The sequence below is a fragment of the Pseudoxanthomonas sp. SE1 genome, assembly GCF_029542205.1.
Classification (GTDB): domain Bacteria; phylum Pseudomonadota; class Gammaproteobacteria; order Xanthomonadales; family Xanthomonadaceae; genus Pseudoxanthomonas_A.
Genome location: NZ_CP113783.1, coordinates 4099597 through 4125414, shown reverse-complemented (window position 1 = coordinate 4125414; position 25818 = coordinate 4099597). Strand labels below are relative to the sequence as shown.

General features: G+C 67.8%; 19 protein-coding genes and 1 pseudogene. 9 read left to right on the top strand and 11 right to left on the bottom strand.

The window, feature by feature from the left end:
* Window positions 1-6 precede the first annotated feature (6 nt).
* On the top strand, window positions 7-909 hold the full coding sequence (ubiA, locus tag OY559_RS19345) for a 4-hydroxybenzoate octaprenyltransferase (RefSeq protein ID WP_277727918.1): 903 nt from the start codon (window positions 7-9) through the stop codon (window positions 907-909).
* Window positions 910-969: 60 nt separating this feature from the next.
* Here the strand turns inward: ubiA and OY559_RS19340 are convergent, their stop codons facing one another.
* Window positions 970-1674, bottom strand: coding sequence for a ComF family protein (locus OY559_RS19340; RefSeq protein ID WP_277727917.1), 705 nt, complete (start codon window positions 1672-1674; stop codon window positions 970-972).
* A 61-nt stretch (window positions 1675-1735) separates the two neighbouring features.
* Here OY559_RS19340 and bioB point away from each other — a divergent pair, with 61 nt between their 5' ends.
* From bioB to bioC, 4 genes are all read left to right on the top strand, one after another.
* Window positions 1736-2812, top strand: coding sequence for a biotin synthase BioB (gene bioB / locus OY559_RS19335; RefSeq protein ID WP_277727915.1), 1077 nt, complete (start codon window positions 1736-1738; stop codon window positions 2810-2812).
* Window positions 2813-2938: 126 nt separating this feature from the next.
* Window positions 2939-4138, top strand: coding sequence for an 8-amino-7-oxononanoate synthase (gene bioF / locus OY559_RS19330; protein ID WP_277727914.1), 1200 nt, complete (start codon window positions 2939-2941; stop codon window positions 4136-4138).
* A 60-nt stretch (window positions 4139-4198) separates the two neighbouring features.
* Complete coding sequence (gene bioH / locus OY559_RS19325) at window positions 4199-4975, top strand: pimeloyl-ACP methyl ester esterase BioH (RefSeq protein WP_277727913.1); 777 nt, start codon at window positions 4199-4201, stop codon at window positions 4973-4975.
* Complete coding sequence (bioC, locus tag OY559_RS19320) at window positions 4972-5868, top strand: malonyl-ACP O-methyltransferase BioC (protein ID WP_277727912.1); 897 nt, start codon at window positions 4972-4974, stop codon at window positions 5866-5868. Before bioH ends, bioC begins: the two co-directional genes overlap by 4 nt.
* Before the next feature lie 65 nt (window positions 5869-5933).
* On the opposite strand, the gene OY559_RS19315 is transcribed toward bioC, so the two are convergent.
* From OY559_RS19315 to OY559_RS19305, 3 genes are read right to left on the bottom strand one after another with little or no spacing between them, the layout of a single operon-like run.
* Window positions 5934-6362 carry a ketosteroid isomerase-related protein gene (locus OY559_RS19315; RefSeq protein WP_277727910.1) on the bottom strand — a complete coding sequence of 143 codons (429 nt, stop codon included), beginning with the start codon at window positions 6360-6362 and terminating at the stop codon, window positions 5934-5936.
* A 46-nt stretch (window positions 6363-6408) separates the two neighbouring features.
* On the bottom strand, window positions 6409-7017 hold the full coding sequence (locus OY559_RS19310; protein ID WP_277727909.1) for a YdcF family protein: 609 nt from the start codon (window positions 7015-7017) through the stop codon (window positions 6409-6411).
* Window positions 7014-7976, bottom strand: a complete 963-nt coding sequence (locus OY559_RS19305) for a pyridoxal-phosphate dependent enzyme (RefSeq protein ID WP_277727908.1) — start codon at window positions 7974-7976, stop codon at window positions 7014-7016. Before OY559_RS19305 ends, OY559_RS19310 begins: the two co-directional genes overlap by 4 nt.
* 138 nt (window positions 7977-8114) lie before the next feature.
* On the opposite strand from OY559_RS19305, the pseudogene OY559_RS19300 reads away from it, so the two are divergent.
* Window positions 8115-8429 (top strand): annotated as a pseudogene (locus OY559_RS19300) (hypothetical protein); the annotation flags it as partial.
* A gap of 825 nt (window positions 8430-9254) precedes the next feature.
* Complete coding sequence (mnmG, locus tag OY559_RS19295) at window positions 9255-11144, top strand: tRNA uridine-5-carboxymethylaminomethyl(34) synthesis enzyme MnmG (RefSeq protein ID WP_277727907.1); 1890 nt, start codon at window positions 9255-9257, stop codon at window positions 11142-11144.
* 126 nt (window positions 11145-11270) lie between these two features.
* Here mnmG and OY559_RS19290 read toward each other — a convergent pair whose 3' ends face one another.
* The 7 genes from OY559_RS19290 to glyQ all read right to left on the bottom strand — a co-directional run bounded on the left by OY559_RS19290 (window position 11271) and on the right by glyQ (window position 24031).
* Entirely contained in the window at window positions 11271-11441 is a 171-nt protein-coding gene (locus tag OY559_RS19290; protein ID WP_277727906.1) for an oxidoreductase-like domain-containing protein, read from the bottom strand.
* Window positions 11438-13585 (bottom strand): S46 family peptidase, encoded by a 2148-nt coding sequence (locus tag OY559_RS19285; protein ID WP_277730067.1) that lies wholly within the window; start codon window positions 13583-13585, stop codon window positions 11438-11440. The genes OY559_RS19290 and OY559_RS19285 overlap by 4 nt, the downstream gene beginning before the upstream one ends.
* A gap of 70 nt (window positions 13586-13655) precedes the next feature.
* Window positions 13656-14714: a winged helix DNA-binding domain-containing protein gene (locus tag OY559_RS19280; RefSeq protein ID WP_277727905.1), complete on the bottom strand. Its 1059-nt coding sequence runs from the start codon at window positions 14712-14714 to the stop codon at window positions 13656-13658.
* A gap of 2 nt (window positions 14715-14716) precedes the next feature.
* Window positions 14717-18550, bottom strand: coding sequence for a translocation/assembly module TamB domain-containing protein (locus OY559_RS19275; protein ID WP_277727904.1), 3834 nt, complete (start codon window positions 18548-18550; stop codon window positions 14717-14719).
* Complete coding sequence (locus tag OY559_RS19270; protein WP_277727903.1) at window positions 18547-20331, bottom strand: autotransporter assembly complex protein TamA; 1785 nt, start codon at window positions 20329-20331, stop codon at window positions 18547-18549. Before OY559_RS19270 ends, OY559_RS19275 begins: the two co-directional genes overlap by 4 nt.
* 452 nt (window positions 20332-20783) lie before the next feature.
* Window positions 20784-22955, bottom strand: a complete 2172-nt coding sequence (glyS, locus tag OY559_RS19265; protein ID WP_277727902.1) for a glycine--tRNA ligase subunit beta — start codon at window positions 22953-22955, stop codon at window positions 20784-20786.
* A 146-nt stretch (window positions 22956-23101) separates the two neighbouring features.
* On the bottom strand, window positions 23102-24031 hold the full coding sequence (gene glyQ / locus OY559_RS19260; protein WP_277727901.1) for a glycine--tRNA ligase subunit alpha: 930 nt from the start codon (window positions 24029-24031) through the stop codon (window positions 23102-23104).
* A 131-nt stretch (window positions 24032-24162) separates the two neighbouring features.
* Between glyQ and OY559_RS19255 the strand changes: the two genes are divergently transcribed.
* Both OY559_RS19255 and OY559_RS19250 read left to right on the top strand, forming a co-directional pair.
* Window positions 24163-24840 (top strand): glutamine amidotransferase, encoded by a 678-nt coding sequence (locus tag OY559_RS19255; RefSeq protein ID WP_277730066.1) that lies wholly within the window; start codon window positions 24163-24165, stop codon window positions 24838-24840.
* A 33-nt stretch (window positions 24841-24873) separates the two neighbouring features.
* Entirely contained in the window at window positions 24874-25803 is a 930-nt protein-coding gene (locus OY559_RS19250; RefSeq protein ID WP_277727900.1) for a hypothetical protein, read from the top strand.
* Window positions 25804-25818 lie beyond the last annotated feature (15 nt).

Here is a 25818-nt window from a genome sequence, read left to right as displayed (position 1 = left end):
TCCTCCATGACATACGAGCGTTTTGAAGCGACGGCTGTACCGCGCTGGCGGGAGCGCCTGGGGCAGTACTGGAAACTGGTGCGTGGCGATCGTCCGATCGGCGTGCTGCTGTTGCTGTGGCCCACGTGGTGGGCGCTGTGGCTGGCCGCCGACGGGGTCCCGCCGCTGTGGACGCTGTTCGTGTTCACCGCCGGGGTATGGCTGACGCGATCGGCGGGCTGCGTCATCAATGACTATGCCGACCGCTGGCTGGACCCGCAGGTGGAACGCACCCGTGATCGCCCTCTGGCAACAGGGGCCGTGAGTGGGCGTGAGGCGCTGACCGTGTTCGCCGTGCTGATGCTGGTCGCGTTCGGGCTGGTGCTGACGTTGAACAGGCTCACCGTCTGGCTGAGCGTCGTCGGCGTGTTCCTGGCGGCGAGCTACCCGTACCTGAAGCGATACACCTACCTGCCCCAGGTCTACCTGGGGCTGGCGTTCGGCTGGGGCATCCCGATGGCGTTTGCCGCGGTGCAGGGCGAGGTGCCGCCGGTGGCGTGGGTGTTGTATGGCGCCAACATCCTGTGGGCCACCGCTTACGACACCTGGTATGCGATGGTGGACCGTGAGGACGATATCCGGGCGGGGTCGAAATCCACCGCCATCCTCTTCGGCGATCTCGATCTTGTCATCCAGGGCGTGCTGTATGCGCTGGTGCTGGTGGCTTTGTACCTGGTGGGAAGACAGGCGGGCCTGGGCCCTGCTTACTGGGCCGCCCTGGGTGTCGCCGTGCTCCTGGTCGCGTGGGAGTTCGTCATCGCCCGCCACCGGGGACGGGAAGCATGCTTCCGGGCATTCCTGCACAACAACTGGGTGGGGGCCGTGGTGTTCGCCGGCCTGGCCTTGGATCTGTCCGGACTGGCGGCGTAGCCGCGCGCACGGCGGCCCGGCACGACCCGGGTGATGATCCCGGCACGTCGTTCGTACCGTTCATGGCGCCCGCGCGCAGACCCATGCATCCACCCGTTGCACGCCAGCGCCCCGCAGGGCGCGCGCCGCCGCCTCCAGGGTGGCGCCCGTCGTCATCACATCGTCGACCAGTGCCACGTGCCGCAGAGGGGTGGCCTCGTTCCGCGCTGCGAACGCCTTGGCTAGGTTGCGCTGGCGCTGCCCGGCATCGAGCTCGGACTGCGGCGCGGTGGCACGGACCCGCTGCAGCAGGTCGCTGCGCAGCGGCAGGTCCAGCGTTGCAGCCAACGGGCGCGCCAGCTCCAGCGCCTGGTCGTAGCCGCGCTCGCGCATGCGCCGCGCGTGCAGCGGGACCGGCACGATCGCGTCAGGGCGCGGTGTGGACCCCAGCGCACCCGCCATCAACTCGGCCATCAGGCGTCCGGCCGCCAGGTCGCGGTGGAACTTGAAGCGCGGGATCAGCCGGTCCAGCGGAAAGCCATAGACGAAAACGGCGCAGGTATGCGTCAACGCCGGAGACCGGCGCAGGCAGTCTCCGCACTCGCCGGGGGCCGGCATCGGGAGCCCGCAGCGAAGGCAGGAAGAGCGGTTCCATGGAAGCTGTTTCCTGCACGAAGTGCACAGATCGACGCCATTGGCGCCGCGTTCGCGGCAGACAAGGCAGCGTGGTGCCAGCAGCAGTGTGCTGGCCCATCGATACCAACCGTCAACTTTGAGAGCATCCATGCGGTTGACAGGGCCGGTCCCGGTTTCCAGACTTCCCCGACTCTAATTCCCCAAGGCCATCATGTCCTCTCACATTTCGATCGATGCGCCGGTGCTGCGTCATGACTGGGGGCGAGAGGAACTGCTGGCCTTGTTCGACCTGCCGTTCCCCGAGTTGCTGCACCGGGCATCGGCCGTGCACCGTCGCCATTTCGATCCGGCCGAGGTGCAGGTTTCGACCCTGCTGTCGGTGAAGACCGGTGGCTGCCCGGAGGACTGCGCGTACTGCCCGCAGGCCCAGCGCTACGACACCGGCGTGAACGCGCAGAAACTGATGGATGCCGAACAGGTGCTGGCGAAGGCTGCGCAGGCCAAGGCCGCTGGCGCGTCGCGCTTCTGCATGGGCGCAGCCTGGCGCTCGCCCAAGGACCGCGACATCCCCAAGGTCGCCGAGATGATCCGCGGCGTGAAGGCGCTGGGCCTGGAGACCTGCGCCACGCTGGGCATGCTGAGCGGCGCGCAGGCGAACGCGTTGAAGGATGCCGGCCTGGACTACTACAACCACAACCTCGACACCGCACCCGACTTTTACGGCGACATCATCCACACGCGCCAGTACCAGGACCGCCTGGACACGCTGGCGCACGTGCGGGATGCCGGCATGAAGACCTGCTGTGGCGGCATCGTCGGCATGGGCGAGTCGCGCGACCAGCGCGCCGGCCTGCTGCGGGCACTGGCGAACTTGCCGGCGCATCCGGATTCGGTACCGGTCAACCGCCTGGTGCAGGTGGCCGGCACCCCGCTGCATGGGACGACCGAACTGGATCCGTTCGAATTCGTCCGCACCATCGCCGTGGCCCGCATCACGATGCCGGCCTCCATGGTGCGGCTGTCGGCAGGACGCGAGTCCATGAGCGACGAACTGCAGGCACTGTGCTTCCTGGCGGGCGCCAACTCGATCTTCTACGGCGAGAAGCTGCTGACCACCGGCAACCCGGACACTGCGCGTGACCAGGCCCTGTTCGCGCGCCTCGGATTGCGGCCGATGGCCGTGCAGGTGGAAAACGTGCACGACCATCACAGAACCGATGCCCCCGGCAGCGGTACGGTGCATGCCGACATCACCCACCCTGCGCCGGATTGCGGCCAGGCGGCGTAGTCGGGGGCACGACAGGGGCAGGACGAAGGCCATCACGCCGGCGCGGGCATCGCGGACCGGCGTGTCGGCGTCGCCGCATCCTGGCCGCGTCCGCCGACGAGATCCTTCGTATCCGGTGCCGACACCATGACCCGTCCTGACCTGCACGACCGCATCCTTGCCCAGCGCCAGCAACGCGTGGCGCTGGCGCGCCAGCGCACACGCCGCATCGTCAGCCGGCGCGATGGCGTGCGCGTGGAGGTCGATGGCCGCTGGCTGACCGAGTTCAGCAGCAACGACTACCTGGGCCTGGCGCAGCAGTTCGAAGTGACCAACGCACTGCAGGACGCCGCTGCGCGCGAAGGTACGGGTGCCGGGGCATCGCACCTGGTCAGCGGCCACCATGCCATCCACGAAGGACTCGAGCGCGACGTGGCGGAATGGCTGGGCTATCCGCGTGCGCTGCTGTTCGGCAGCGGCTTCCTCGCCAATCTCGCCGTGCAGCAGGCTTTGCTGGAAGACGGAGACGTCTGCGTGCAGGACCGGCTCAACCACGCCAGTCTGCTCGATGCGACGCGACTGGCGGGAGCCAAGCTGCGGCGTTACCCGCACCTCGATCCGGAAGGCGCTCTGCGCCAGCTCAAGTTGCAGGCGGACGGCGCGGCGATGCTGGTGACGGACGGTGTCTTCAGCATGGACGGCGACACCGCCCCGTTGCGCGCCTTGAGTCTGGTGGCGCGCATGCAGCAGGCATTGCTGTTCGTCGACGACGCACATGGCGTCGGCGTGCGTGGGCCGGACGGACGCGGCAGCGTGGCGGAAGCGCGCATGGGCGTGGCCGACGTGCCCCTGCAACTGGTTACGCTTGGCAAGGCGCTTGGCGGTTACGGCGCCGTCGTCGTGGGGGAAGAAATGCTGATCCAGCATCTCGCCGAAACCGCGCGCCCCTACATCTACACCACCGCGCTGCCGCCGGCGCTGGCAGCGGCCACCCGCGTTGCGGTGAAGCACGCCCGCCGCGACCACTGGCGCCGCGAGAAGCTGCAATCGCTGGTGGATCGCTTCCGCAGCGGAGCCCAGCGCGCGGGCCTGCAATTGATGGCGTCAGAGTCGCCGATCCAGCCGGTGCTGTGCGGCAGCGACGCCAATGCGCTGGCCCTGTCCGCGGCGCTGGACAGTGCCGGTTACCTCGTGCCCGCCATCCGCCCGCCGACGGTGCCGGATGGCAAGGCACGCCTGCGCATCACCCTGTCCGCGCTGCACTCGGCGCAGGACGTGGACGGCCTGGTGGTGACGCTGGCGCGCTCCTGGGATGCCGTACAGCGCGTGCACGGGGCCGTCGCCTGACGCGACGCGCCATCCCGTCTGCGTGATCCCGCATCGGGCGGGATCGGCGACAATACGCGCATGCATATCGAATCCATCGGCAACGGCCCATCCCTGGTGCTGCTGCACGGTTGGGCGCTGCATGGCGGGGTGTTCGCACCGCTGGTGCAGCGGCTCTCCGACCGCTACACCCTCCATCTCGTCGACCTGCCCGGGCACGGCCACAGCCGCGAAAGCGATGTCGCGCTGACGCTGGAGGCCACCGCCGAAGCCATTCTCGCCAGTACGCCGCCCGCAGCGTGGCTGGCATGGTCGCTGGGCGGGTTGTTCGCGTTGCAGGCCGCCGCGCGGTCGCCGCAGGTGCGTGGACTGGCGATGGTCGCCTCCACCCCGCGCTTCGTCCGCAGCGACGCATGGACACACGCGGTCGATGCCAGCGTGTTCGCGCAGTTCGGCACCGACCTGCGCAACGACTATGCGGGCACCCTGGAGCGCTTTCTCGCGCTGGACACCATGGGCTCCGAACATGCGCGCAGCGAGCTGCGCACGTTGAAGCACGATCTCTATGCGCGCGGCGAACCCGCGCCCGAAGCACTACAGGCGGGACTGCAATTGCTGGAACAATCCGACATGCGTTCGACGCTGCCGACGCTGTCCGTGCCCAGCCTGTGGCTGGCCGGTCGCCGCGACCTGCTGGTGCCGTCGAAGGCGATGCGCACAGCAGCGGAACTTGCGCCGCAGGCGCACTTCGTCGAGATCGCCGGGGGCGGCCACGCGCCGTTCCTGGGGCACGCCGACCGGGTGGCTGAAGAAGTCGATCGCTTCATGCAGTCGCTGGCGCAGGAGGTGGCGGCATGACCACCTTCGACCAACGCCATATCCGGCGCGCCTTCTCGCGTTCCGCTGCCGGTTACGACGCGGCGGCGGCCCTGCAGCATGAAGTGGAAAAGCGGTTGATGGAGTCGCTGGACTATTTCACCCTGCGAACAGGACAGGAAGCCGCAGCGCCCAGCGTGGTGCTGGACGTGGGGTGCGGTCCCGGGCACGCGGCGGCTGCGATGCGCAAGCGCTGGCCGAAGGCGCAGGTGGTCGCCCTGGACCTGGCGTTGCCGATGCTGCGCGAAGCGAAGAAGCAAGCCGGCTGGTGGAAGCCGTTCCAGCGCGTGTGCGCCGACCTGCGTGCATTGCCATTGGCCGAAGGCAGCGTGGATGTACTGTTCTGCAACCTCAGCCTGCAGTGGGTGGACGATCTGCCTGCTGCATTCAATGGATTCCGTCGAGTATTGAAGCCCGGTGGCCTGCTGGTGTGCTCGACCTTCGGCCCGGAGACGTTGCAGGAACTGCGCGATGCCTTCGCGCATGCCGATGCCGTGCCGCATGTCAGTCCGTTCCCGCCGATCGCCCAGTTCGGCGATGCGCTGATGATGGCCGGCTTCCGCGATCCGGTGCTCGATCGCGACCGCTTCACGTTGACCTACGACGACCTGCCCGCCCTGATGCGTGAGTTGCGCGCGATGGGTGCGACCAATGCGCTGCAACAACGTCGGCATACGCTGACCGGGCGTGCGCGTTTCGCGGCCGCTGCCGATGCGTACGAGCCGCTGCGGCGCGCAGACGGCAAGCTGCCCAGCACGTGGGATGTCATCTATGCCCATGCCTGGGCGCCGCCGCCGGGCGCGCCAATCCGCGGGCAGGGTGAAGACATCGCAGCCGTGCCGCTGGCGAAGATCCCGATCCGGCGCAAGCTGTAGGAGAGGCTTCAGCCCCGACCGCGTGCCTTCAGCGCCTTAGGGGTGCCAGGGTGCGCATCATGGAATCAGCCGCCGACCTGTGCGATCCAGTCCTGCAGGTTGTAGTAGTTGGTGACGCGCGCGATGCGGTCGTCGCGGATATCGAAGAACGCACCGCCCGGCAGCACGTACGTCTGGCCGCTCGCGGCTGGCAGGCCCTCGTCGGTGTGGTGGTATTCGCCATGCACCACGTACTCCGCGGCGGCATGCTGGCCGTCCTGCGTGACCAGCACCACGATGTCGCGCAACTGTTCGCGATAACTGGCGTTCATGCGGCCGAGGAAGGCGGCGAAGGCGTCGCGCCCGATCTCGCGCGCACCCTGGTTGAGGTCGTGCACCACATCGTCCGTCAGCAATGCCAGCATGGTCGCCCAATCGCCGCGATTGAACGCGGCGTAGTAGCTGAGGACGAGTTCGGTGGCGCGATCCTGCCGGCGCGTGCCGTCGATCTTCATGGTGGATTCCCGGGGGGGGGCGACGCACCGATGATACGCCAGGCCATCAGCGTGGCAGACGGTCGCGATGGAAGAAATAGACTTCCTGCAACAGGAAGCGCCAGCGCGTGGCGAACGTGCGGAAACGGCTGGTCGGCGTGGGCGAGCCGACGGCACGGACGCCCAGGCCGCGACTGATCCTCAGCGCGCGTGCCATGTGCAGCGGATCGCTCACGATGATGACGCTGTGCAGGTTGTGTTGCTGCATCAGCAGCGATGCCTGGCGCAGATTCTCGTGCGTATTGCGCGACAGCGATTCGATCAGGATCGCTTTCTCCGGCACGCCCTGGCGCAACGCGTAGCGGCGCGCGACCTGCGATTCCGAGAAGCGCGCGCCCGAACCGCCGTAGCCGCCGGTGAAGATCAGCGTCGGCGCCATGCCGCGCTTGTACAGATCGATGCCGTGGCGGATGCGCTCCTCGAACACGGGCGATGGCTTGGCGTCGTAAGCGGCGGCGCCCAACACGATGATCGCATCGGCGCGCGCCGCGTCGTCCCGCTGCCCCACCCACACGATGTAGGCCGCCACGCCGACCAGCCACACCAGGGCAAGCAACAGCAGGCGCCACATCCAGCCCGCAAGGCCACGCTTCGATTTGCGGCCCCGCGTGCTCATGCCGCCGCCTCCCAGGGAAGCGCATCCAGGTCGACGTTGCCTCCGGACAGGAGCACGCCGACTTGCAGTCCCGCGAAGCGCTCCCGGTGCCGCAGGATCGCGGCCAGCGCGATGGCGGACGAAGGTTCGACCACCAGTTTCAGGCATTGCCACAGCAGCCGCATCGCGGAGAGCGTTTCGGCGTCGGGCACGGTCAACACTTCTGCGGCGTGCAGGCGCAGCAGGGTGAAGTTGGGTTCGCCGAGTGCGCCACGCAGGCCATCGCAGACCGTGTCTGGCACGAAGTCCACCCGGCGCTCGCCAGCCGCCAGCGAGTCGGCAGCATCGGCAGCCCCTTCCGGCTCGGCGCCGTAGATGCGGCAATCCACGGCCGTCGCCGCCGCGGCGATCGCAGTGCCGGAGAGAAGTCCGCCTCCACCGACCGGCGCGACCAGCGCATCCAGCGGTCCGTGGGCGTTCAGCAGCTCCAGCGCCGCCGTACCCTGGCCGGCGATGACGTGCGGATGGGTGTAGGGATGGATCAGGCTGGCACCGGTTTCGGCCTGCACGCGCTCCGCCGCCGCTTCGCGGGCGGCTATCGTCGGCGCGCAGGTGTGCAGATGGGCGCCATAGCGGGCGATGTTGGCCAGCTTCGCGGCATTTGCGCCTTCGGGCACGACCACATGGCACGCGATGCCGCGCGTCCGTGCCGCCAGCGCCAGTGCGGCGCCGTGGTTGCCCGAGGAGTGCGTCACCACGCCACGCGCTGCCGTCGTGTCGTCGAGCGCCCAGACGGCGTTGCAGGCGCCGCGGAACTTGAACGCGCCCGTCCGCTGCAGCGGTTCAGCCTTGAAATGGAGCACGCAGCCCGCCAGGGCATCCAGTGCACTGGAATGCAGGACGGGGGTGGTGTGTGCATGGGGGGCGATACGGGCGGCCGCGGCGAGGACGTCGTCGAAGGTAGGCAAGGGCATCGGCATGCAGAAAGGTTAACGCATCATCCGCGCGCGGGCCCTGTGTTGGCGGGCTTTTCGCCACATGGGCGGTACCGGCGGGGTTAAGCACTGATTCAATGCGCCGGGCCGATGCTGCAAGAGCAAAGTAACGGGGGTTCCGCCATGAAGCGCACATCTCTTCTCGCCATCGCATTCGCCAGCCTCGCGCTGGGCGGTTGTGCGACCTATGACTACGTGGGTGATACCGCACCGGGCGGCTACTACCACGGCCGCCCCAGCACCCAGTACTACGACCCCTACGGTGGCTACTATGGTGGTGTCGGATCGTACGGTGGTTATGGCTATGGCGGTCCCTACCGCTACAGCAGCTATTACGGCTATCCATACTACGGTTACTACGGCTCGCACTATCCCTACTACCCGCCGCATCACCATCCCAGGCCGCCGCGTCCCGGCGACAACACCCCCAAGCCGCCCGGCAATGGGGGAGGCGGCAACCGGCCGCCGCCGTGGCGAGATCCGACCGGGCGCTGGCGCGAAGGCGGTTCCCAGCCGATGGTCCCGAATCGTCCCGGCCAGGTCATACCTTCCCCCAGCCAGCCGCGCGTGGGTGAAGGGGGTTACCGCCCGCCGCGCGTGACGCCGTCGCCCAACCGGCCTCGCGTGGGTGAGGGCGGCTATCGTCCTCCCCGAGTGACCTCTTCGCCCTCCGCGCCGCGCGCGGTCGAGCGGCCCCAGCAGCGCATGGAACGCCCGGCACCAGCCAGGGTGGAGCGTCCCGCACCGCCGTCGCGACCGTCCTCTGGGCGTTCCGAGAACGCCACCCGTCAGCTGGAGCGCTGAAACAGCTCCCTGACGGGGGTTCTTCCGTTGCTTTCCCCCCGCCGTCGTCGCAGGCTCCGAACATCAGTTGACCGGTTGCGTCGCTTTCTGACGTAAGCGGCAATAAAGGTTCAATGTCGACGTCCGGTGGGGAAATCTGGATCCCCCCTGTTCCGGCCCCGCCGGGCGTCGGCGCCTCTGCAAAAAGCCCGGCAATGCCGGGCTTTTTCTTGTCTCTGCTATCCTGCGCGCATATAAAAAAGGGGCCGGTAGTCCCCCGACTACCGGCCCCTCGGCATCCCCGGCGTGCGCATGGCTGGCCCCTGTTCCAATTACCAGCCCGGCGCCCCTGGTCGCTTGCCACGACGGGTGCACGGGAATACAGCAGGAAGCGTGCCAACTTTGCCCTCCCGGCAGACCGGATCCGCCCGACCCCATGCCATTGCCTGTCGACATCCGCGCAGGTACCGGATACTCACCATGAACGCCACCTTCCACCACTACGACGTCATCATCATCGGCGGCGGCCATGCCGGTACCGAAGCCGCGCTCGCGTCGGCGCGTGCCGGTGCCCGCACGCTGCTGCTGACGCACAACGTGGAAACGGTGGGCGCGATGAGCTGCAACCCGGCCATCGGCGGCATCGGCAAAGGCCACCTGGTGAAGGAGATCGACGCGCTGGGTGGCGTGATGGCATGGGCGGCCGACCGGGCGGGCATCCAGTGGCGCACGCTCAACGCGAGCAAGGGTCCTGCCGTGCGTGCGACACGTTGCCAGGCAGACCGCGCGCTATACCGCAATGCCATCCGGCGTGCGGTGGAAGCGCAGCCGAACCTGACGCTGTTCCAGGCCGCCGTCGACGACCTCGTCATCGAGAACAACACCGTGCGCGGGGCGGTCACCCAGACCGGCCTGACCTTCCATGCGCCCGCCGTCGTGCTGACCGCCGGTACCTTCCTCGCCGGCAAGATCCATGTCGGCGAGACGCAGTACGCCGCCGGCCGTGCCGGTGATCCTCCCGCGACCGCGCTCGCGCAGCGGCTGCGCGAAGGCGCCTTCGTCGTTGATCGCCTGAAGACCGGGACGCCGCCGCGCATCGATGGCCGTTCGCTCGACTATTCGGTGATGGACGAGCAGCCCGGCGACGATCCGCTGCCGGTGATGTCGTTCATGGGCGACGTGGCCGACCATCCGCGCCAGGTGTCGTGCTGGATCACGCATACCAGCGAGCAGACGCACGAGATCATCCGCGGTGCCCTGCATCGCTCGCCCATGTACTCCGGCCAGATCGAAGGCATCGGCCCACGCTACTGCCCGTCCATCGAGGACAAGGTGGTGCGCTTCGCCGAGAAGGCCAGCCACCAGATCTTCGTCGAGCCGGAAGGCCTGGATGTCACCGAGATCTACCCCAACGGCATCTCCACCTCCCTGCCTTTCGACGTGCAGCTGGCACTGGTGCGCAGCATCCGTGGCATGGAGCAGGCGCACATCACGCGCCCGGGCTATGCCATCGAATACGATTTCTTCGATCCGCGCGGCCTGAAGGCCTCGCTGGAAACCAAGGCGGTCGCCGGTCTGTTCTTCGCCGGGCAGATCAACGGCACCACCGGCTATGAAGAGGCGGCGGCGCAGGGCCTGCTCGCCGGCCTCAACGCCGCGCGTTTCGTGCAGCAGAAGGAGGCCTGGTCGCCGCGTCGCGATGAGGCCTACCTGGGCGTGTTGGTCGACGACCTGATCACGCACGGCACCAAGGAGCCGTACCGCATGTTCACCAGTCGCGCCGAATACCGGCTGCAGCTGCGCGAGGACAATGCCGACCTGCGCCTGACCGAAACCGGTCGCATGCTGGGACTGGTGGGCGACGCACGTTGGCAGCGCTTCGAAGCCAAGCGTGAAGCCATCGCACGCGAAACCGGTCGCCTAAGCGCGCTGTGGGCCACGCCTGCGAATGCACTGGGCCGTGAGGTGGCCAATACGCTCGGCGTGCAGGTCAGCCGCGAGACCAACGTGCTCGACCTGATCAAGCGCCCGGAACTGGACTACGCCAAGCTGGTCGCCGTGCCGTCGATCGGTCCCGGCGTTGACGATGCGCAGGTGGCCGAGCAGGTGGAGATCGGCGTGAAGTACGCCGGCTACCTGGATCGCCAGCGCGACGAGATCGAACGCCAGCAGCGCAACGAATCCACGCAGATTCCGGTCGGCTTCGACTTCGCCGGCGTGCGCGGCCTGTCGGCCGAAGTGCAGCAGAAGCTCGACCGCGTGCAGCCCGAAACCATCGGCCAGGCCCAGCGCATCCCCGGCATGACGCCCGCCGCCATCTCATTGCTGCTGGTGCACCTGGAGCGCGCGCGGCGTACGCGGGTGGCGTGAGCGGTCACGTTCCATTGTAGGAGCGACGTAAGTCGCGACCGCAGATTCTCGGTGACAGTGCGGCATCGACCGAGATTGACCCTGTTCTGGATCTCGGAACGCGTGCGGTCGCGACTTACGTCGCTCCTACAGGAGATTTTCGGGATGCCGCGCCTTCCACGCCTCCAACTGCTCGCGGTAGTGCTGCAGCTGTTCCGCATACAGGTCATGCACGCAGATCGGGCAGCCGCTGTTGCAGCAGTCGCTGGGCAGCGGCGGTTCGGGTTCCAGCGGGCGTGGATCGTCGTCGGGCGTCACTGCGCGTGCATCTCTTCCAGCAAGTGCGGTGCGGGATAGACCTTGCCCATCAGCCAGCGCAGGTAGCGCATGTCCACGTGCACCGCGCGCTTGTAGCGCGGGTCGAACATCCAGCTGGCGCTCACGGACTCCCAGTTGCTGTCGAAGTTCAGGCCGATCAGTTCGCCGCGTGCGTTGAGCACCGGTGAGCCGGAGTTGCCCCCGGTGGTGTCCAGGTTGGTGAGGAAGTTGACCGTCTGCGTCTTCAGCGCGGGGTCTTCGGTGCCGGCGAAGTCGCCCTTCGCAATCGCATCCAGCAGCGGCGTTGGCGCGTCGAATGGTACTTTGCCGGTGTTCTTCTCGACGATGCCGGCCACGGTCGTCACCGGCGTGTACTGCACGCCGTCGCGCGGCGAGAAGCCATCGACCTTGCCGAAGCTGACCCGCAGCGTGCCGTTGGCGTCCGGGTACAGGGCGCGCCCCTGCTGCTTGCGCCATGCGAACAGCGCACGCATGTAGCCCGGGCGAAGACGCAGTTGTTCGCCCGCGCGGGTCTTGCGCTCCTGCTCCAGGGCCAACTGCACCGGGACCAGCTTCGCGGCCAGCTCGATCAGCGGATCGGCAGCGAGTGGCTTGCCATCGCGTGCCGCTGCAAAGCGCGACAGGCGTTCGGCTTCGTCGCCGAGCTTCGTGCTCGCGTACAGCGTGTCGAGCGACTGCTCCAGCGCGGCGGGCGTTCGACCGAACGCGGCATCGAAGCCCGGCAGGCGCTGCGCGTCCGGCAGTTGCTGGTATCGCGTCAGCAGGACCGCGAGCAGGGCCTTCTCCACCTCCGGCGCATAGCGGCGCTGCACCTGTTTCATGACCCCTTCGATCAGGGCGTGATCGCGCACCTGGTAGCCGCTCTCGCGCTCGGCGTCCGGCTTGGCCGATTCCACGCGCAGTCGCTCCAGCGTGATCGCAGCGCGCATCAGCTGTGACTGGGAACCGAACAGGCCCAGCAGCAGTTCGCGCTCGCGCACGGCCGAGCCGCTGGCGATCGATGTGGCCAGTGCATCGATGTCCGCCCGTTCCTTCGCGGCGGCATCGGTGGCCAGCATGCCGCGCTCATCCTCCGCACGTACGCGCACGGCATCGCTGCGGCGCAGGCCTTCCAGTTCGCCGGCCGCGCGCTTGCGATTGTTCTTCAGCGACTGCAGCTGCGCGGCATAGCGCGTCTTAGCGTCGGTGTCCTGCTTGCCGGCCGTCTCGATCACATCGATCAGCTGGTCGAACACGGACACGCGTGCAGGCAGCGTCCAGTTGACCTGCTCGTCGAACTCGGCGGCGGTGCGGTGCCGGTACGTCGTGCCCGGATAGCCCGCCAGCATCGCGTAGTCGCCGGCCTTGGGCCCGTCCTTCGCCAGCGACAGATGGGCAGGTGCGCGATAGGGCACGTTGTCGGCGCTATGGGCGGCCGGCTTCCCGTCCTTGCCCACGTAGGCGCGCAGCAGGGTGAAGTCGCCGGTATGGCGCGGCCACATGAAGTTGTCGATCTCGTCGCCGTAGTTGCCGATCGCGCGCGGCGGCGCGTAGACCAGGCGGATGTCGCGCAGTTCCAATTGGCGGATGCGGTAGAAGTCCGTTCCGTAGTACATGTTCGCCACGCTGCAGCGCACGCCGGCTTCCTGCTCGCACTCGGCGACGATGGCCTTGCTGGCGCGCTCGACGGCGTCGAAGTACGCGCGCCCGGTCTTGCCGGCGGTGTCCTTCAGTACCGCGTCGGTGACCTTGTCGTAGCCGACGGTGACGAGGACGCGGAAGTCGGGGTTGGCTGGCAGTTCGGCAGCGCGGTCGGCGGCGGTGAAGCCGTCGTCGATCAGATTGCGCTCCGGCTTGCTGTTGTACTGGATCACGCCGTAAGCGACATGGTGGTTGGTCAGGATCAATCCGTCGGGCGAAACGAATGCACCGGTGCCACCCCCCGCCCGCACCACCGCGCTCAGCGGTGCGGCGGTGACGTCGGCCAGCGCCTTCGGGTCGCCCCTGAAGCCGGCTTCGCGCAGCGGCTTGGCCAACTGCGGCAGCTGCGACGGCATCCACATGCCTTCGTCGGCGTGGGCGGGCAGGGAGAGGGCGATGCCCAGGGCGAGGGCGGACGTCGAGAGTCGGCGGCGCATGGTCAGGATCCGGCGGAGAAGACGGCGACGATATCGGGCTCGCGACGGTGCGGCAACGATGGCCGGTGCCGCGTCGTCAGCGCGCGTCGCCGAGGAAGCGTCGCCACCGTTGCGCCGCGCGCCGGATGCCGGTGTGCTCGGCTTCCTCCAGGGCGCGGAGGGGTTCGAGCGCGATATCGCTGTTGCCGGCCGTCGCGCGCTTCCATGTCGCCGCTACGCGGCCCTGGATGATCGCCGTGGCCGACACCAGTCCGTTGATGCCGATCACGCGCCGGGTATGCTCGGCATCCAGCACCGGCGTGCGGTCGCGGTAGCCGATCAGGTATTCGTCGAACGCGGGCAGCAAGTGGATGGCGCGCGACTTCGCGGTGACGGGAGCGTCGGCACGCCACCACCACGTCGTGCCGTCCCGCGTCTCTTTCTCCAGCGCGGCGTCGGCGAGCGTCAGCGCCCGCAGTGCATCCTTCTGCGTCAGCCCCGACCACCATGCAAGATCGGCGGCGGTCGCCGGCCCGTGGCCCAGCAGGTAACGCTGCGCCAACCGGTGCAGGGCTTCGTCGCGGCCGAGCGGCGCGCTGGGCGGGACCCAGGCATCCATCAGCACGAATGTCGGCTGTCTTCCGTGCCGGGGTCCCTGGCAGACCACGCTTTCGTGCGCCAGCCAGTTCAGCAGGTGCAGGCCGCGCTGGTGCGCGCTCGCGATACCCGCAGCCTCCATGCGTGCATACAGCTCGGATCGCGTGACCGGCATGCCGGAGGAAAGCGCCTGCTCCATCACCCGGCGGCCGTGTGCCAGCGTGGGCATGTCGAAACCGAATTCGCGGGAAATGCGTGCAGCGTTTGCGGCCTGCACGCGCGGCGCCAGCAGCGAGACCATCCATCGCACGTCATCGCGCGCCAACAGGTGCAGCGTGCCGCGCATCGGCCAGGTGCGCACGATCTCGCCGCGCGCGATCGCGTCCTCCACCTGGGCCAGCGTGCCGCCCTTGGTGCGCAGGCCGACGGCCCAGAGTGCGGCGTGGTAGTCCTGCGCCTGCATCGCGACCATGTGCCGGACGACATCGGCAGGCGACGCCGCCGTGGGCGCGCTGATGCCCTGCGCATGCAGGCGCCGCGCCGTCAGCGACGGCAGCACGCCTACTTCTCCTTGCGCCAGTTGATCGAGCCGCGGGTCTCGATGGTGCTGGATTCGATCTCCACGTCGAAGCCCTTGCGCAGCAGGTACTTCAGGGTCACGGCCGAGCCGGAACCGACCATCGATACGCCGTAGCTCACGTACAGTTTGGGCGACAGGTATTTCCCCACGCCGAACACGGAGCCACCGAGCGTGCGCGACTCCAGCACGCCGGCATCGTCCAGGCCGATCTTCGCGCCGAGCTGCGATGCCAGCAGGCCCGCACCCGCGCCGAGTGCGGACGAAGCAGCGTTGATCTGCCGGCTTTCGTCGCTGCTGGCGGTGTTGAGCGAACGGCCCAGCACCAGGTACGCCAGCGCTTCGGATTCGGACAACGACGGGTTCGACCACACGCGTGCGCGCGGCTGGCTGGCTCGGCCGGTGACGTCGATGCCGGCGGTGACGCTGGCACTGGCCACTTCGCGTTCGGCGCGGATGTTGATGCGCGGATCGGAGATCGCGTTGTTGCTCCAGGTCAGTTCGCCGCGGGTGATGCGCAGTTTCTGCCCGTAGGCTTCATAACGGCCGTCCACGTCCAGGCGACCGGTGCCCAGCATTTCGCGGCCGGGCTGCGAGCGCACGTGCAGGGTGCCGGCCAGCGTGCCTTCCAGGCCATAGCCCTTCAGGTTGACCTCGTCGCCTACCTTGAGTGCGAGGTCCAGGTCCAGTCGCGAACTCGGCGCACGTTCGGGATCGGCGGGATCCAGCACCACCACGTCTTCCGAGGCGGACACGCCATCGTCCAGTTTCTCCACATCGATGGTCGCCGAGGGGATGCCGACTTCACCGCGCACCTGGATGGTGTTGTCGGCGAAGCCCACCTGGATGTTCGGCGACGCGACGGCGCGCAGGTCGGTCGTGTCGGCGACCAGGACGTTGTCGCCGCGCACCTGGAACTGCAGCGGCGTGGTGTCGTTGTTCCAGCCCAGCGTGCCGGCCACGTTGAGGACGCCGCCGGTCCCGGTGCCGCCGGTGGACGACACCGTCTTCATGCTGCCGTCGATGCGCGCGCTGCCGTCGGAAAGGGCGACCAGTTCGGCACCACCGTCGGCCAGCGATACGCCCAATGCGGGCAGTTCGCCGGTGAATTCCGTCAGCGTGGCTTCGCCACTCAGCAGCGGCTGGCCGCGTGTGCCGGCGACACCGATGTGTCCGGCCAGCTTGCCGCGCGGGCGCACCAGGTCCGGCGAGAACAGTTCCATCCAGAACAGCCGCGAGTTGTGGAAGTAGAGGTCGCCCTTCAGCGGCGCGAACGCATCCCAGCCGGTGTTGAACGTGGCGTCGACATAGCCATCGCCCTTGAAGCCGGTGCCGAGGCGTCCCTGGATGCGCTGCGGCGTGAAGTCCACGTCGAGGGTGAAGTTGTCGTAACGGATGATCTCGCCACGCGCGGTGGTGCCCATCTTCAGGCCGCCATCCAGCGAAGCCAGATGCACTTCGCCCTGCCATGCATTGCCGGCGGGGCGCAGCGTCGCGTCGAGGGTGAACTCGCCGCGCAGCGTCAGCGGGCGGCCGTTGCTGGGCGGCAGCCACGGCTGCACCAGCGCCAGCGTCAACGCATCGCCGCGTACCTGCAGTCCCTGCCGCGGCCAGTTGGCGCTGGCGCACAGGGCACCGCCGATGTCCGAGGCCAGGCAGCTCTCCGACAGCGTCCAGTTGGCGCCGCTCTGCGCGAATCGCGCCGGCTGCCGCAACGTCCACGGATTGCCCTTCGACGGCGCGATGCGCAGCGCGTCGAGCGTGCCCTGCCAGTTGGCGCCGCGCCGCTGCGCCGAACCGGACAGTGCGACCGCGCCCATCGCATTGCGGGCATCGCCCTCGAAGCGCAGGTCTTCCACCGCCCCGCGCGCAGTGAGGTTGACGCTGTCCAGCACGGTGCCGGCCTCCACGGCGCGGCCCTGCAGTGCCAGGTCGCCGTTGCCGCTGCGCCAGGGCAGTCGGCCACGCAGGCTGAGCGCACCGGCGCTCCAGTCGTTCCAGCGCAGGTTCTCGCCGCCGAGATCGGCGTTGATGTCGGGCGCCATGCGTGCACCGGTGAGATTGATCGTGCCCGCCAGCGTGCCGCTGGCGCCGGGCAGCAGGTCGGCCAGGTTGAGCGGGCTGAAAGTGGCGTCCACGTCCAGCGTGTCGCCGACCTTGCCCTTGGCGATGACCCGGCTGCCGCCCAGTGACAGCGCAAGATCGCCTTCACCGTTGTTGCCGTCCAGCGCGAACGTGCCGCGTGCGTCGAGCGGACGGTCGCGCAGGCGGCCGGCGAGCTTCGGCACGTCCAGCGTGCCCTGGAACAACCCATCCTCGCGCTGGCGTCCCTTCGAGGCGAGATCGCCCGAGATGGTGCCGTTCCAGCCCGTCGCGAAGTAACCGGGATCGAAACCGGCCAGTGTCGCTTTCACGTCCCAGTCCAGCACGGGGGACCAGCCCACCATGCCGGTGGCGTCCAGCGTGCCGGTGGGCATGCGTGCCTGCAGCTTCTCCAACTGCACGCGTTCGGCATTGCCACGGCCATCGAACTCGACCACCGCGCTGTCGTCGCCGCGCGTCAGCGTGGCCTTGCCGATGGCGGCCCAGGCCTCCAGCTTGCCGGCCACGCCGAAATCGCCCTCGGCGCCGATCATGCTGTCCGCTTCCGTGCCCCAGCGCAGGCCGCGTGCGTTCACCGCGAAGCGGAAGGTGGGGTTCTCCGGCACGGTGAAGTCCGCGCGGCCACGCAGCGCGGCATAGCCGTCGAACGCGCGGATCGCCAGCGGCTCCACGGTCAGCACTTCGCCGTCGATGCGCGCATGCGAAGGTTCGATCACCACGGCGATGTCGCCCTGTTGCACCGTGCCCTGCAGGTCGGCGGCACCACCCGCGCCCTTGGCCATCAGGTCGAAGGAGACGGGCGTGCTGTCGTCCATCACGCCCAGCAGCGACAGATCCAGCGCTTCGGTCTTCGCGGCGAAGTTCCATGTCGGTTTCGTTTCCCCGCGCAGCGTGAGCGTGGCGCGCACCGGCGCGGGCGCAGCACCGGACATGCCCACGTTCATGCGGGCGCGATTGCCGCGCGCGACCAGCCCGATGCGGGCAGGGGTGCGCCCGGCAGCGGCCGGGAACACGCCGGTGGCGGTCAGGTCGGTTTCGTAGCCATCGCGGGGTTCATAGCGGCCGTGCACGCCGAAGGTGCCGCGATCGCTCGCGATGGCCAGCTTCTCCGCATGCACGTAGCCGTCGCCGATATCGATGCCGCCGGTGGCGCGTGCGATGTCGATGATCGGCTGGCCGCTCTGGCGGACCAGGAAGCGGTCGATCTCCAGCCGGTCGGCCTGGATCGCCAGTGGCATTTCGATCTGCGGCAACAGATCGGGCCAGTGCGGCAGTTCGAACGGTTCATCGCTTTCCGGTATGTCGAGCATGGCGCCGCGCAGCTTCAGCGCGTCGAGTCGCAGGCGCTTGCCGAGCAGCGGGCGCAGGTCCGGCTCCAGATAGACCTCGTCGGCGGTGAAGCGGATCGTGTCCCAGCGGAAATCCACGCCGCGCAGCGTCAGCGGACCGGCAATCGGGCCGTCGACTTCCTTGTAGGTCAGCGATGCATCGGCCGGCAGCCGTGCCTGGATCTGCGCCAGCAGCACATCGCGGCCGGCGACGGTCTGCAGCAGCCAGTACAGGCCGATGCACAGCAGCAGCACCAGCACACCGGTGCCGATCGCGCTGCGGATCGCCAGCGTGCGCAGGCGCGCCTTGCGACGCGCGCGCAGTTCGGCGATGCGGGCTTCCCGCTCTTCCGGGGTCAGGTCGTCGGGCAGCGGCTTCTTCCTCACAGATCCGTCCCGATGTTGAGGTAGATCTGGAAGCTGGAATCCGGGTCATTCAGGCCGTGCGCCAGGTCCAGCCGCACCGGCCCCACCGGCGAACGCCAGCGCAGGCCCACGCCGATGCCGGTGCTCAGGTCGGGACGGGTGCCGTCGAAGGCGCTGCCGGTGTCCACGAATACTGCGCCACCGTACGGGCCGCCCTTCGGATAGAACTCGTACTCCACGCTGCTGGTGAGCACGTTCTTCGCCCCCAGCGCGTAGTCGCCGCGGCGCGGACCGACTTCGCGCCAGGCATAACCGCGGATGCTGCGGTCACCGCCCGCGAAGAAACGCAGCGACGGGGGCATGGCGACGAGCGAGCTGGTGAAGGTGTGGCCGTACTCGCCGCGCACGATCAGCGCGCTGTTGGTCTTGTAGTGCTGCGACCAGCGCGCGCGCATGTGGAACTGCAGGAAGTTGGCGTCAGAGCCCGCGCCTTCCACGCCGCCGCGCAGCAGGATGGACCCGGCCAGCTGGTCGGGGCGGTTCGAGCCGACCGGCGAGTTGGTGTAGTCCGCGCGCAGCGACGGGTAGGTGAAGGTGGCGTACTGCACGGTGGTGTCCGGCAGGCCGGTGACCGGGTCGTCTTCGACATAGCGCCAGCGCTCGCGCAGCGCGTGGATCGACGCCACCGCCGTCCAGTCCTCGCTGACCTGGCCGCTGCGGCTGCCGGTGAACTCGACATGGCGCAGGTCGATGTAGTCGGTCTGCTCGTCGCTGGCCTGCACGCCGACGGTGTACCAGCCGTCCAGCCACTTGAAGGCGGGAATGCGGTACTGCGTCAGCAGCGTCTTGCGCTTCTGTGCGTAATCCAGGTGCGTGGACAATTTGTGGCCGCGCGAATTCACGTAACGACGGTCCAGGCCCAGCCGGATACCGGGGCCGCTCTCGGTGCCGTAGCTGACGCCGGCGGTGTAGATGTCGCGCTTGGCCAGCTCCAGGTTCACGTCCACCGGTACGCGGCCATCCTCGGCCTTGTCCGGATTGGCCTGGATGTCGATGCTGGAAAAATAGTCCAGGCCGACCAGCGATTCGCGCAGGCGATCCAGTTTGCCCTGGTGGAAATAGCTGCCTTCTTCCCAGTACACCAGCTTGTCCAGCAACCCCTGGTCGAACTTGTCCTGGTGGAAGGTGGTCGGGCCCATGTCGTAGCGGATGCCGCTGACCCAGCCCAGCGCGATGTCGGCGGCGTGCTCGGCGCGCGTGACTTCCACCCGCCGGTGGGTGAAGTCGGCATCGAAGTAGCCGCGATCCGCCAGGCGCCGCACGATGGTCAGCTTGCTGGCTTCGTAGGTCGTGTGGTCGAAGACCTCGCCGACGTTCGGCGCGAACGCGTCCAGGTCTTCCTTCAGGTAGCGGTCGTCGCCGCCCTCGCCCTCGATGGACAGGTCGCGACCGCGCACGCGGACGGGTTCGCCGAGGGTTACCCGCAGGGTGATGGTGAGTCGCTCGTCGTTGGCGCCTTCGGTGCGCGGGGCATCCACGGTGATGGTGGGCGAGTAGTAGCCGAAGGGCTCCAGCGCTTCGCGCGTTTCGGCGACGGCTTCACCCAGCAGGTATTCCAGACGCGACTCGCCCAGCCGCTTGCCGAGCGAGTCGTTGAGCGACAGCGCGGTGTTGACGTTTTCGATCATCAGTTCGTTGTCGAGCCCCTCGATCCGCACCTTGTCGACGATGGCCGCGGCACCGGCATTGCCCATGGCGGCGAACAGGACGACGGCGGTGGCGAGGCGGGCGAATCGACGCATGCGGGGAGGATACCCGGTGCGGGTTAAGCGCGGTGAAGGAGTGGCGTGATCACGCAGCGCATCGTTCACGGAAACATTCGATCGCGGCGATGCGCTCTTTCCCCGCATGCGGGGGAAGGTCGGGATGTGCGAGGGAGACATGACGCGAGCGATGCTCACGAAAGCGATCCGCGCATCGCGCTTGCCCCCACCCCAGGCCTCCCCCCAAGCAGGGAGGGGGTGGATGGCGAGGACGTCAATTCGACAGATGCTCGATCGCCGCGACCGCGCGGAATATCCCCTCTCCCTGCGCAGCGGGGAGAGGGTGCCGAAGGCGGGTGAGGGGCGAACGGAGACGGGGTGCGTCGGCGCCTGAAGTACGACCGCGCTCGCCTCTCATCCGCCCCCGTATCGAGTACGGGGCAGGCTCTCCGGACACCTTCTCTCCGCACGCAGGGAGAAGGGAACACATCTCAGCCCGACAGATGCTCGATCGCCGCAACCGCACGGAAGCGGTCGGCCAGGCGCTTCAGCAGCGCAAGGCGGTTGGCGCGCACGGCCGGGTCGTCCGCATTCACCATCACGCTGTCGAAAAACGCGTCCACCTGCGGGCGCAGGCGGGCGAGGTGGTTGAGCACGGTGACGTAGTCGTGGTGGTGCAGCGCCTCGTCGGTCTCACCGATCACGGCTTCCACGGCTTCGGCAAGCGCGCTCTCCGCGGGATCAGTCAGCAGCGCGCGGTCGATCGCGTGCGGGATGGCGATGTCGGCCTTCTTCAGGATGTTGCCGATGCGCTTGTTCGCCGCGGCCAGCGCGTCGGCTTCCGGCAGCGCCGCGAACGTGCCGATGGCGTCGATGCGGCGGTCGAAGTCGTACAGTGAGCCCGGCAAGCGTGCGGTCGGGGCTGAAGCCCCTCCTACATCCATGCCCTGCCCTGTAGGAGGGGCTTCAGCCCCGACACCATACAAGGCCGAAACTGCATTGAAATGATTGGCCGGCACACCCTTGTCAGCGTAATAGCCACGCAGTCGGTCAATTATGAAGTCGAAAAGGTCCAGCCCCATTGTTTCGGTGTTGCGATCGGCATGGGGCTGCACATTCTCTGGCAGCCGCTCTACCGCCTTGTAGATCATTTTCTTCATGTCGAGATCAAATGCACTCTCGATCACCGTCCGCGCCAATCCCAGCGCATTCCGCCGCAACGCAAACGGATCCTTGTTGCCGGTTGGCTTCAACCCAGCTGCAAACCCACCGGCCAACGTATCCAACCGTTCCGCAATCGCCAGCACCTTGCCCAGCGGCGACAGTGCGATGTCGTCGCCGGCGAAGCGGGGCTGGTAGGCCTCGTCGATGGCCAGTGCGATTTCCTTCGGCTCGCCGGCGGCGAGGGCGTAGTGACGACCCGCGATGCCCTGCAGTTCCGGAAACTCGTTGACCATGCGCGACTGCAGGTCGTTCTTCGCCAGTTCCGCGGCGCGGCGAGCCTGTGCCGGATCGGCGCCGACCTGCGAGGCAATGGTTTCCGCCAGCGCCGCGACGCGCGCGACCTTGTCGGCGACGCTGCCCAGCTTGGCCTGGTAGGTGACGGTCTTCAGGCCATCGCCCATCGACGCCAGACCCTGCTTCAGGTCTTCATCGAAGAAGAACTTCGCATCGCTGAAGCGAGGACGGATCACGCGCTCGTAGCCCTTGCGTACTTCGTCGACGTTCTGCGATTCGATGTTGACGATGCCGATGAAATGCTCGGTCAGCTTGCCGCCGTCGCTCAGCACCGGGAAGAACTTCTGGTTGATCTCCATCGTCTCGATCAGCGCTTCCTGCGGCACGGCCAGGAACGCGGATTCGAAACTGCAAAGCACCGCCGCCGGCCACTCGGTCAGGCAGACGACCTGTTCCAGGTTGTCGTCGGTGATGCGCGCGCTGCCGCCGGCCTTGGCGGCGGCCTTCTGCACTTCATCGACGATGCGTGCACGACGGGCATCGGCATCGACCAGTACGCGCGCGCCGCGCAGCGCGTCGACGTAGTCGCCGGGGTTGCCGATCCACACCGGCTTGTCATGTTCGAAGCGATGGCCACGGCTCATGCGGTCGGATTTCACGCCCAGCACATCGGCTTCCACCACGTCCTTGCCCAGCAGCAGCACCAGCCAGTGCACCGGCCGTGCGAACGCGTAGTCGTGGTCGCCCCAGCGCATCGGCTTGGGGATCGGCATGCCGGCCAGCGCCTCGCGCACGATGTCGGCCAGCAGGTCGGCGGTCTTCGCGCCGGGCTTCACCGCGCGGTGGACGAAACGCTCGCCCTTGCCACCGGTGGTGCGCTCCAGCGCGGTCCAGTCGATGCCGGCCTTGGCGGCGAACCCTTCCAGCGCCTTGGTCGGCGCACCGTTCGCGTCCAGCGCGATGTTGAGGTAGGGGCCCAGCACTTCCGACTTCTGCTCCGGCTGCTCCACATCCACGGCAGGCAACAGCACGGCCAGGCGGCGCGGCGTATACAGCGGCTTCGCATCGCCGCGCTCGAAGCCGATGCCACGCTTCTCCAGCGCCGCGATCACGCCATCGAAGAAGGCCTGCGCCAGGCCGGGCAATGCCTTGACCGGCAGCTCTTCGGTGCCGAGTTCGACCAGCAGGGATTTTTGTTCGCTCATGTCGTCAAGCCTTGTGGTGCGTTTCCCTTCTCCCCTCGGGAGAAGGTGCCCGAAGGGCGGATGAGGGGCGAGCGGAGTCATGACGGTCAAACCATCGGGACTCCATCGCCCCTCTCCCCAACCCCTCTCCCGAGGGGAGAGGGGCTTTATTCGGTTTCTCTCTTCAATCCCGGAAACCCCAGCTTCTCCCGCTGCGCGTAATACGCCTCGGCCACCGCCTGCGCCAGCTTGCGCACGCGCAGGATGTAGCGCTGGCGTTCGGTGACGGAGATCGCGCGGCGCGCATCCAGCAGGTTGAAGCTGTGGCTGGCCTTGCAGACCTGCTCGTAGGCGGGCAGCGGCAGGCCCACTTCGACCAGCTTCAACGCTTCCTTCTCGCACGCGTCGAAACGGTGGAAGAGTTCGGCCACGTCGGCATGCTCGAAGTTGTAGGTGCTCTGTTCGACTTCGTTCTGGTGGTACACATCGCCGTACTTCACCACGCCCTGCGGGCCGACCGTCCACACCAGGTCATAGACGTTGTCGCAGTTCTGCAGGTACATGCACAGGCGTTCCAGCCCGTAGGTGATCTCGCCCAGCACCGGGCGGCATTCCAGGCCGCCGGCCTGCTGGAAGTAGGTGAACTGGGTGACTTCCATGCCGTTCAACCAGACTTCCCAACCCAGGCCCCAGGCGCCGAGGGTCGGCGATTCCCAGTTGTCCTCGACGAAGCGCAGGTCGTGCACGCGCGGATCGATGCCCAGCGCCTTCAGCGACCCCAGGTAAAGCTCCTGGATGTTGTCGGGGTTGGGCTTCATCACCACCTGGTACTGGTAGTAGCGCTGCAGGCGGTTGGGGTTCTCGCCGTAGCGGCCGTCGGTGGGCCGGCGGCTGGGCTGCACATAGGCGGCATTCCACGGCTCCGGCCCAAGCGCACGCAGGAAGGTGGCCGGGTGGAAGGTGCCGGCGCCCACTTCCAGGTCCAGTGGCTGGATCAGCACGCAGCCCTGGTCGGCCCAGTACTGGTTCAGCGTCTGGATCAGGTTCTGGAATGTCAGGCCCTGGAAAGTTGCCGGTGAAATTGTCTGTCCGGTCATCGACTTATCGTGCACTGCGGAAAAGCGGGCTAGTATACGGGCAAGCCCTTTTCCCGCTGATGTTTGCCGTCGTGGATGCCGCCGTGAAAGCCCCTTTCCTCATCGTTGAAACCGGCCAGCCGGTGCGCTCGATGCGACGGTATGGCGGCTTCCCGCACTGGATCCGCGTGGCCGCCGGGCTGGAGGCGGACGAAACCGTGGTGGCGAACGTGGAGCGGGGCGACGTATTGCCGCCTCGCGAAGGCTTCGCCGGGGTCATCGTCAGCGGCTCCGCCGCGATGGTCACCGACCGCGCCGACTGGAGCGAACGCAGTGCGGAATGGCTGCGGGACGCGGCCCATGAAGGCCTGCCGCTGCTGGGCATCTGCTACGGCCACCAGCTGCTGGCGCACGCACTCGGCGGCGAAGTGGCCTACAACCCGGCCGGGCGCGAATCCGGCACGGTCCACATCGACCTGCATCCGCAGGCGCAGGATGATCCGCTGTTCGGCGCGCTGCCGCTGAAGTTCACTGCCCACGCCACCCATGTGCAGACCGTGGCGCGGCCGCCGGAGGGCGCCACCGTGCTGGCACGCTCCGAGCAGGACGATTGCCATGCGTTCCGCTGGCGCGACCGCGCCTGGGGCGTGCAGTTCCATCCCGAATTCGCCACCCACCACATGCGCGGTTACGTGCACGCCCGCGCCGACCACCTGCGCAGCGAAGGCCGTTGCCCGGGCACCATTGCCCGTGGCGTGACGGCGGCGCCGCAAGCCCGCAAACTATTGCGGCGGTTCGTCCGCCATGCGCGTGGCCTGCACGCGCGCTGAGTTCCCCTGCTGCATTTCTCCCAGAGATCCCCGATGTCGACGATCAACAAGGTGCCGGCCAGTGCCGGCGCGGAATGGCTGCTGGCGGGCTTCGCGCTGCTGAAGCGGGCGCCGGTGCCGCTGATCACGATCAGCCTGTCCGGACTGCTGGTCGTTGCATTCGGGGTGGTAGTGGCGCTGATCGGGTTGCTGGCTGCGTCTGCGCTGCCGTTTCCGCTGTCTTTCCTGGGGTCGCTGGCTGCCAATCTCGTTTTGCTGGGCGTGCCCTGCATCGTCTTCAGTGGCGTGGTTTGGGCGGCGCGGGAGGTTGCGGAGGGGCGGGTCGCGAGCCTTCAGCATCTGCAGGTGGGCTTGCGTCATCTGCGTCCGCTCCTGATTGTGTCGCTAGTGCCGGTGATCGTGACCATGTTGTGTGGCCTGCTGCTGATTGCATTGATCGGCCCCGAGGGCGCTCAGCAGACCAATGAAGTGATGCTCAAGCTGCGAGAGCTCAGCGCGAGCGGCGCGCAGCCGGATCCGCAGCAGGTGACTGCGCTGATTTCCACGCTGCCGGTTCTGAGGATCATGTTGTGGGTGGCGACTGCGGTAGTGATTACGCCGGTGGTGATCCTCCTGGTGATGGTCGCCATGGCCGAGGTCGTCTTCCGTGATCGCGGCGGTATGGCCGCCCTGCGCAGCAGCCTGTCCGTAAACCTGCGCAACTTCCCCGCACTGGTGGTCTTCTCGGTGCTGCTGACGATCCTGATGTTCGTGCTGAATCTGGCGCTCAACATGGTCGGCGTGTTCATCCAGCTTGTGCTGGGCCCGGTGATTGCCGTACTGCTGATCAACGCCGCAATGATGAGCAGCCTGATGCCCATCATTGCAGGTGCTGCATACGCTGCGTGGCGTCAGATGCTGGATGGTGATACGCCTGCGTCGACACACGGGTCTTCACCGGCATCGACGCGGATCGAAGTCTGAGCTTCGACATCGCCA

Coding starts and splice junctions, on each gene's coding strand:
- ubiA (WP_277727918.1), top strand. CDS start 7: ATGACATACGAGCGTTTTGAAGCGACGGCTGTACCGCGCTGGCGGGAG.
- OY559_RS19340 (WP_277727917.1), bottom strand. CDS start 1,674: ATGGATGCTCTCAAAGTTGACGGTTGGTATCGATGGGCCAGCACACTG.
- bioB (WP_277727915.1), top strand. CDS start 1,736: ATGTCCTCTCACATTTCGATCGATGCGCCGGTGCTGCGTCATGACTGG.
- bioF (WP_277727914.1), top strand. CDS start 2,939: ATGACCCGTCCTGACCTGCACGACCGCATCCTTGCCCAGCGCCAGCAA.
- bioH (WP_277727913.1), top strand. CDS start 4,199: ATGCATATCGAATCCATCGGCAACGGCCCATCCCTGGTGCTGCTGCAC.
- bioC (WP_277727912.1), top strand. CDS start 4,972: ATGACCACCTTCGACCAACGCCATATCCGGCGCGCCTTCTCGCGTTCC.
- OY559_RS19315 (WP_277727910.1), bottom strand. CDS start 6,362: ATGAAGATCGACGGCACGCGCCGGCAGGATCGCGCCACCGAACTCGTC.
- OY559_RS19310 (WP_277727909.1), bottom strand. CDS start 7,017: ATGAGCACGCGGGGCCGCAAATCGAAGCGTGGCCTTGCGGGCTGGATG.
- OY559_RS19305 (WP_277727908.1), bottom strand. CDS start 7,976: ATGCCGATGCCCTTGCCTACCTTCGACGACGTCCTCGCCGCGGCCGCC.
- mnmG (WP_277727907.1), top strand. CDS start 9,255: ATGAACGCCACCTTCCACCACTACGACGTCATCATCATCGGCGGCGGC.
- OY559_RS19270 (WP_277727903.1), bottom strand. CDS start 20,331: ATGCGTCGATTCGCCCGCCTCGCCACCGCCGTCGTCCTGTTCGCCGCC.
- glyS (WP_277727902.1), bottom strand. CDS start 22,955: ATGAGCGAACAAAAATCCCTGCTGGTCGAACTCGGCACCGAAGAGCTG.
- glyQ (WP_277727901.1), bottom strand. CDS start 24,031: ATGACCGGACAGACAATTTCACCGGCAACTTTCCAGGGCCTGACATTC.
- OY559_RS19255 (WP_277730066.1), top strand. CDS start 24,163: ATGCGACGGTATGGCGGCTTCCCGCACTGGATCCGCGTGGCCGCCGGG.
- OY559_RS19250 (WP_277727900.1), top strand. CDS start 24,874: ATGTCGACGATCAACAAGGTGCCGGCCAGTGCCGGCGCGGAATGGCTG.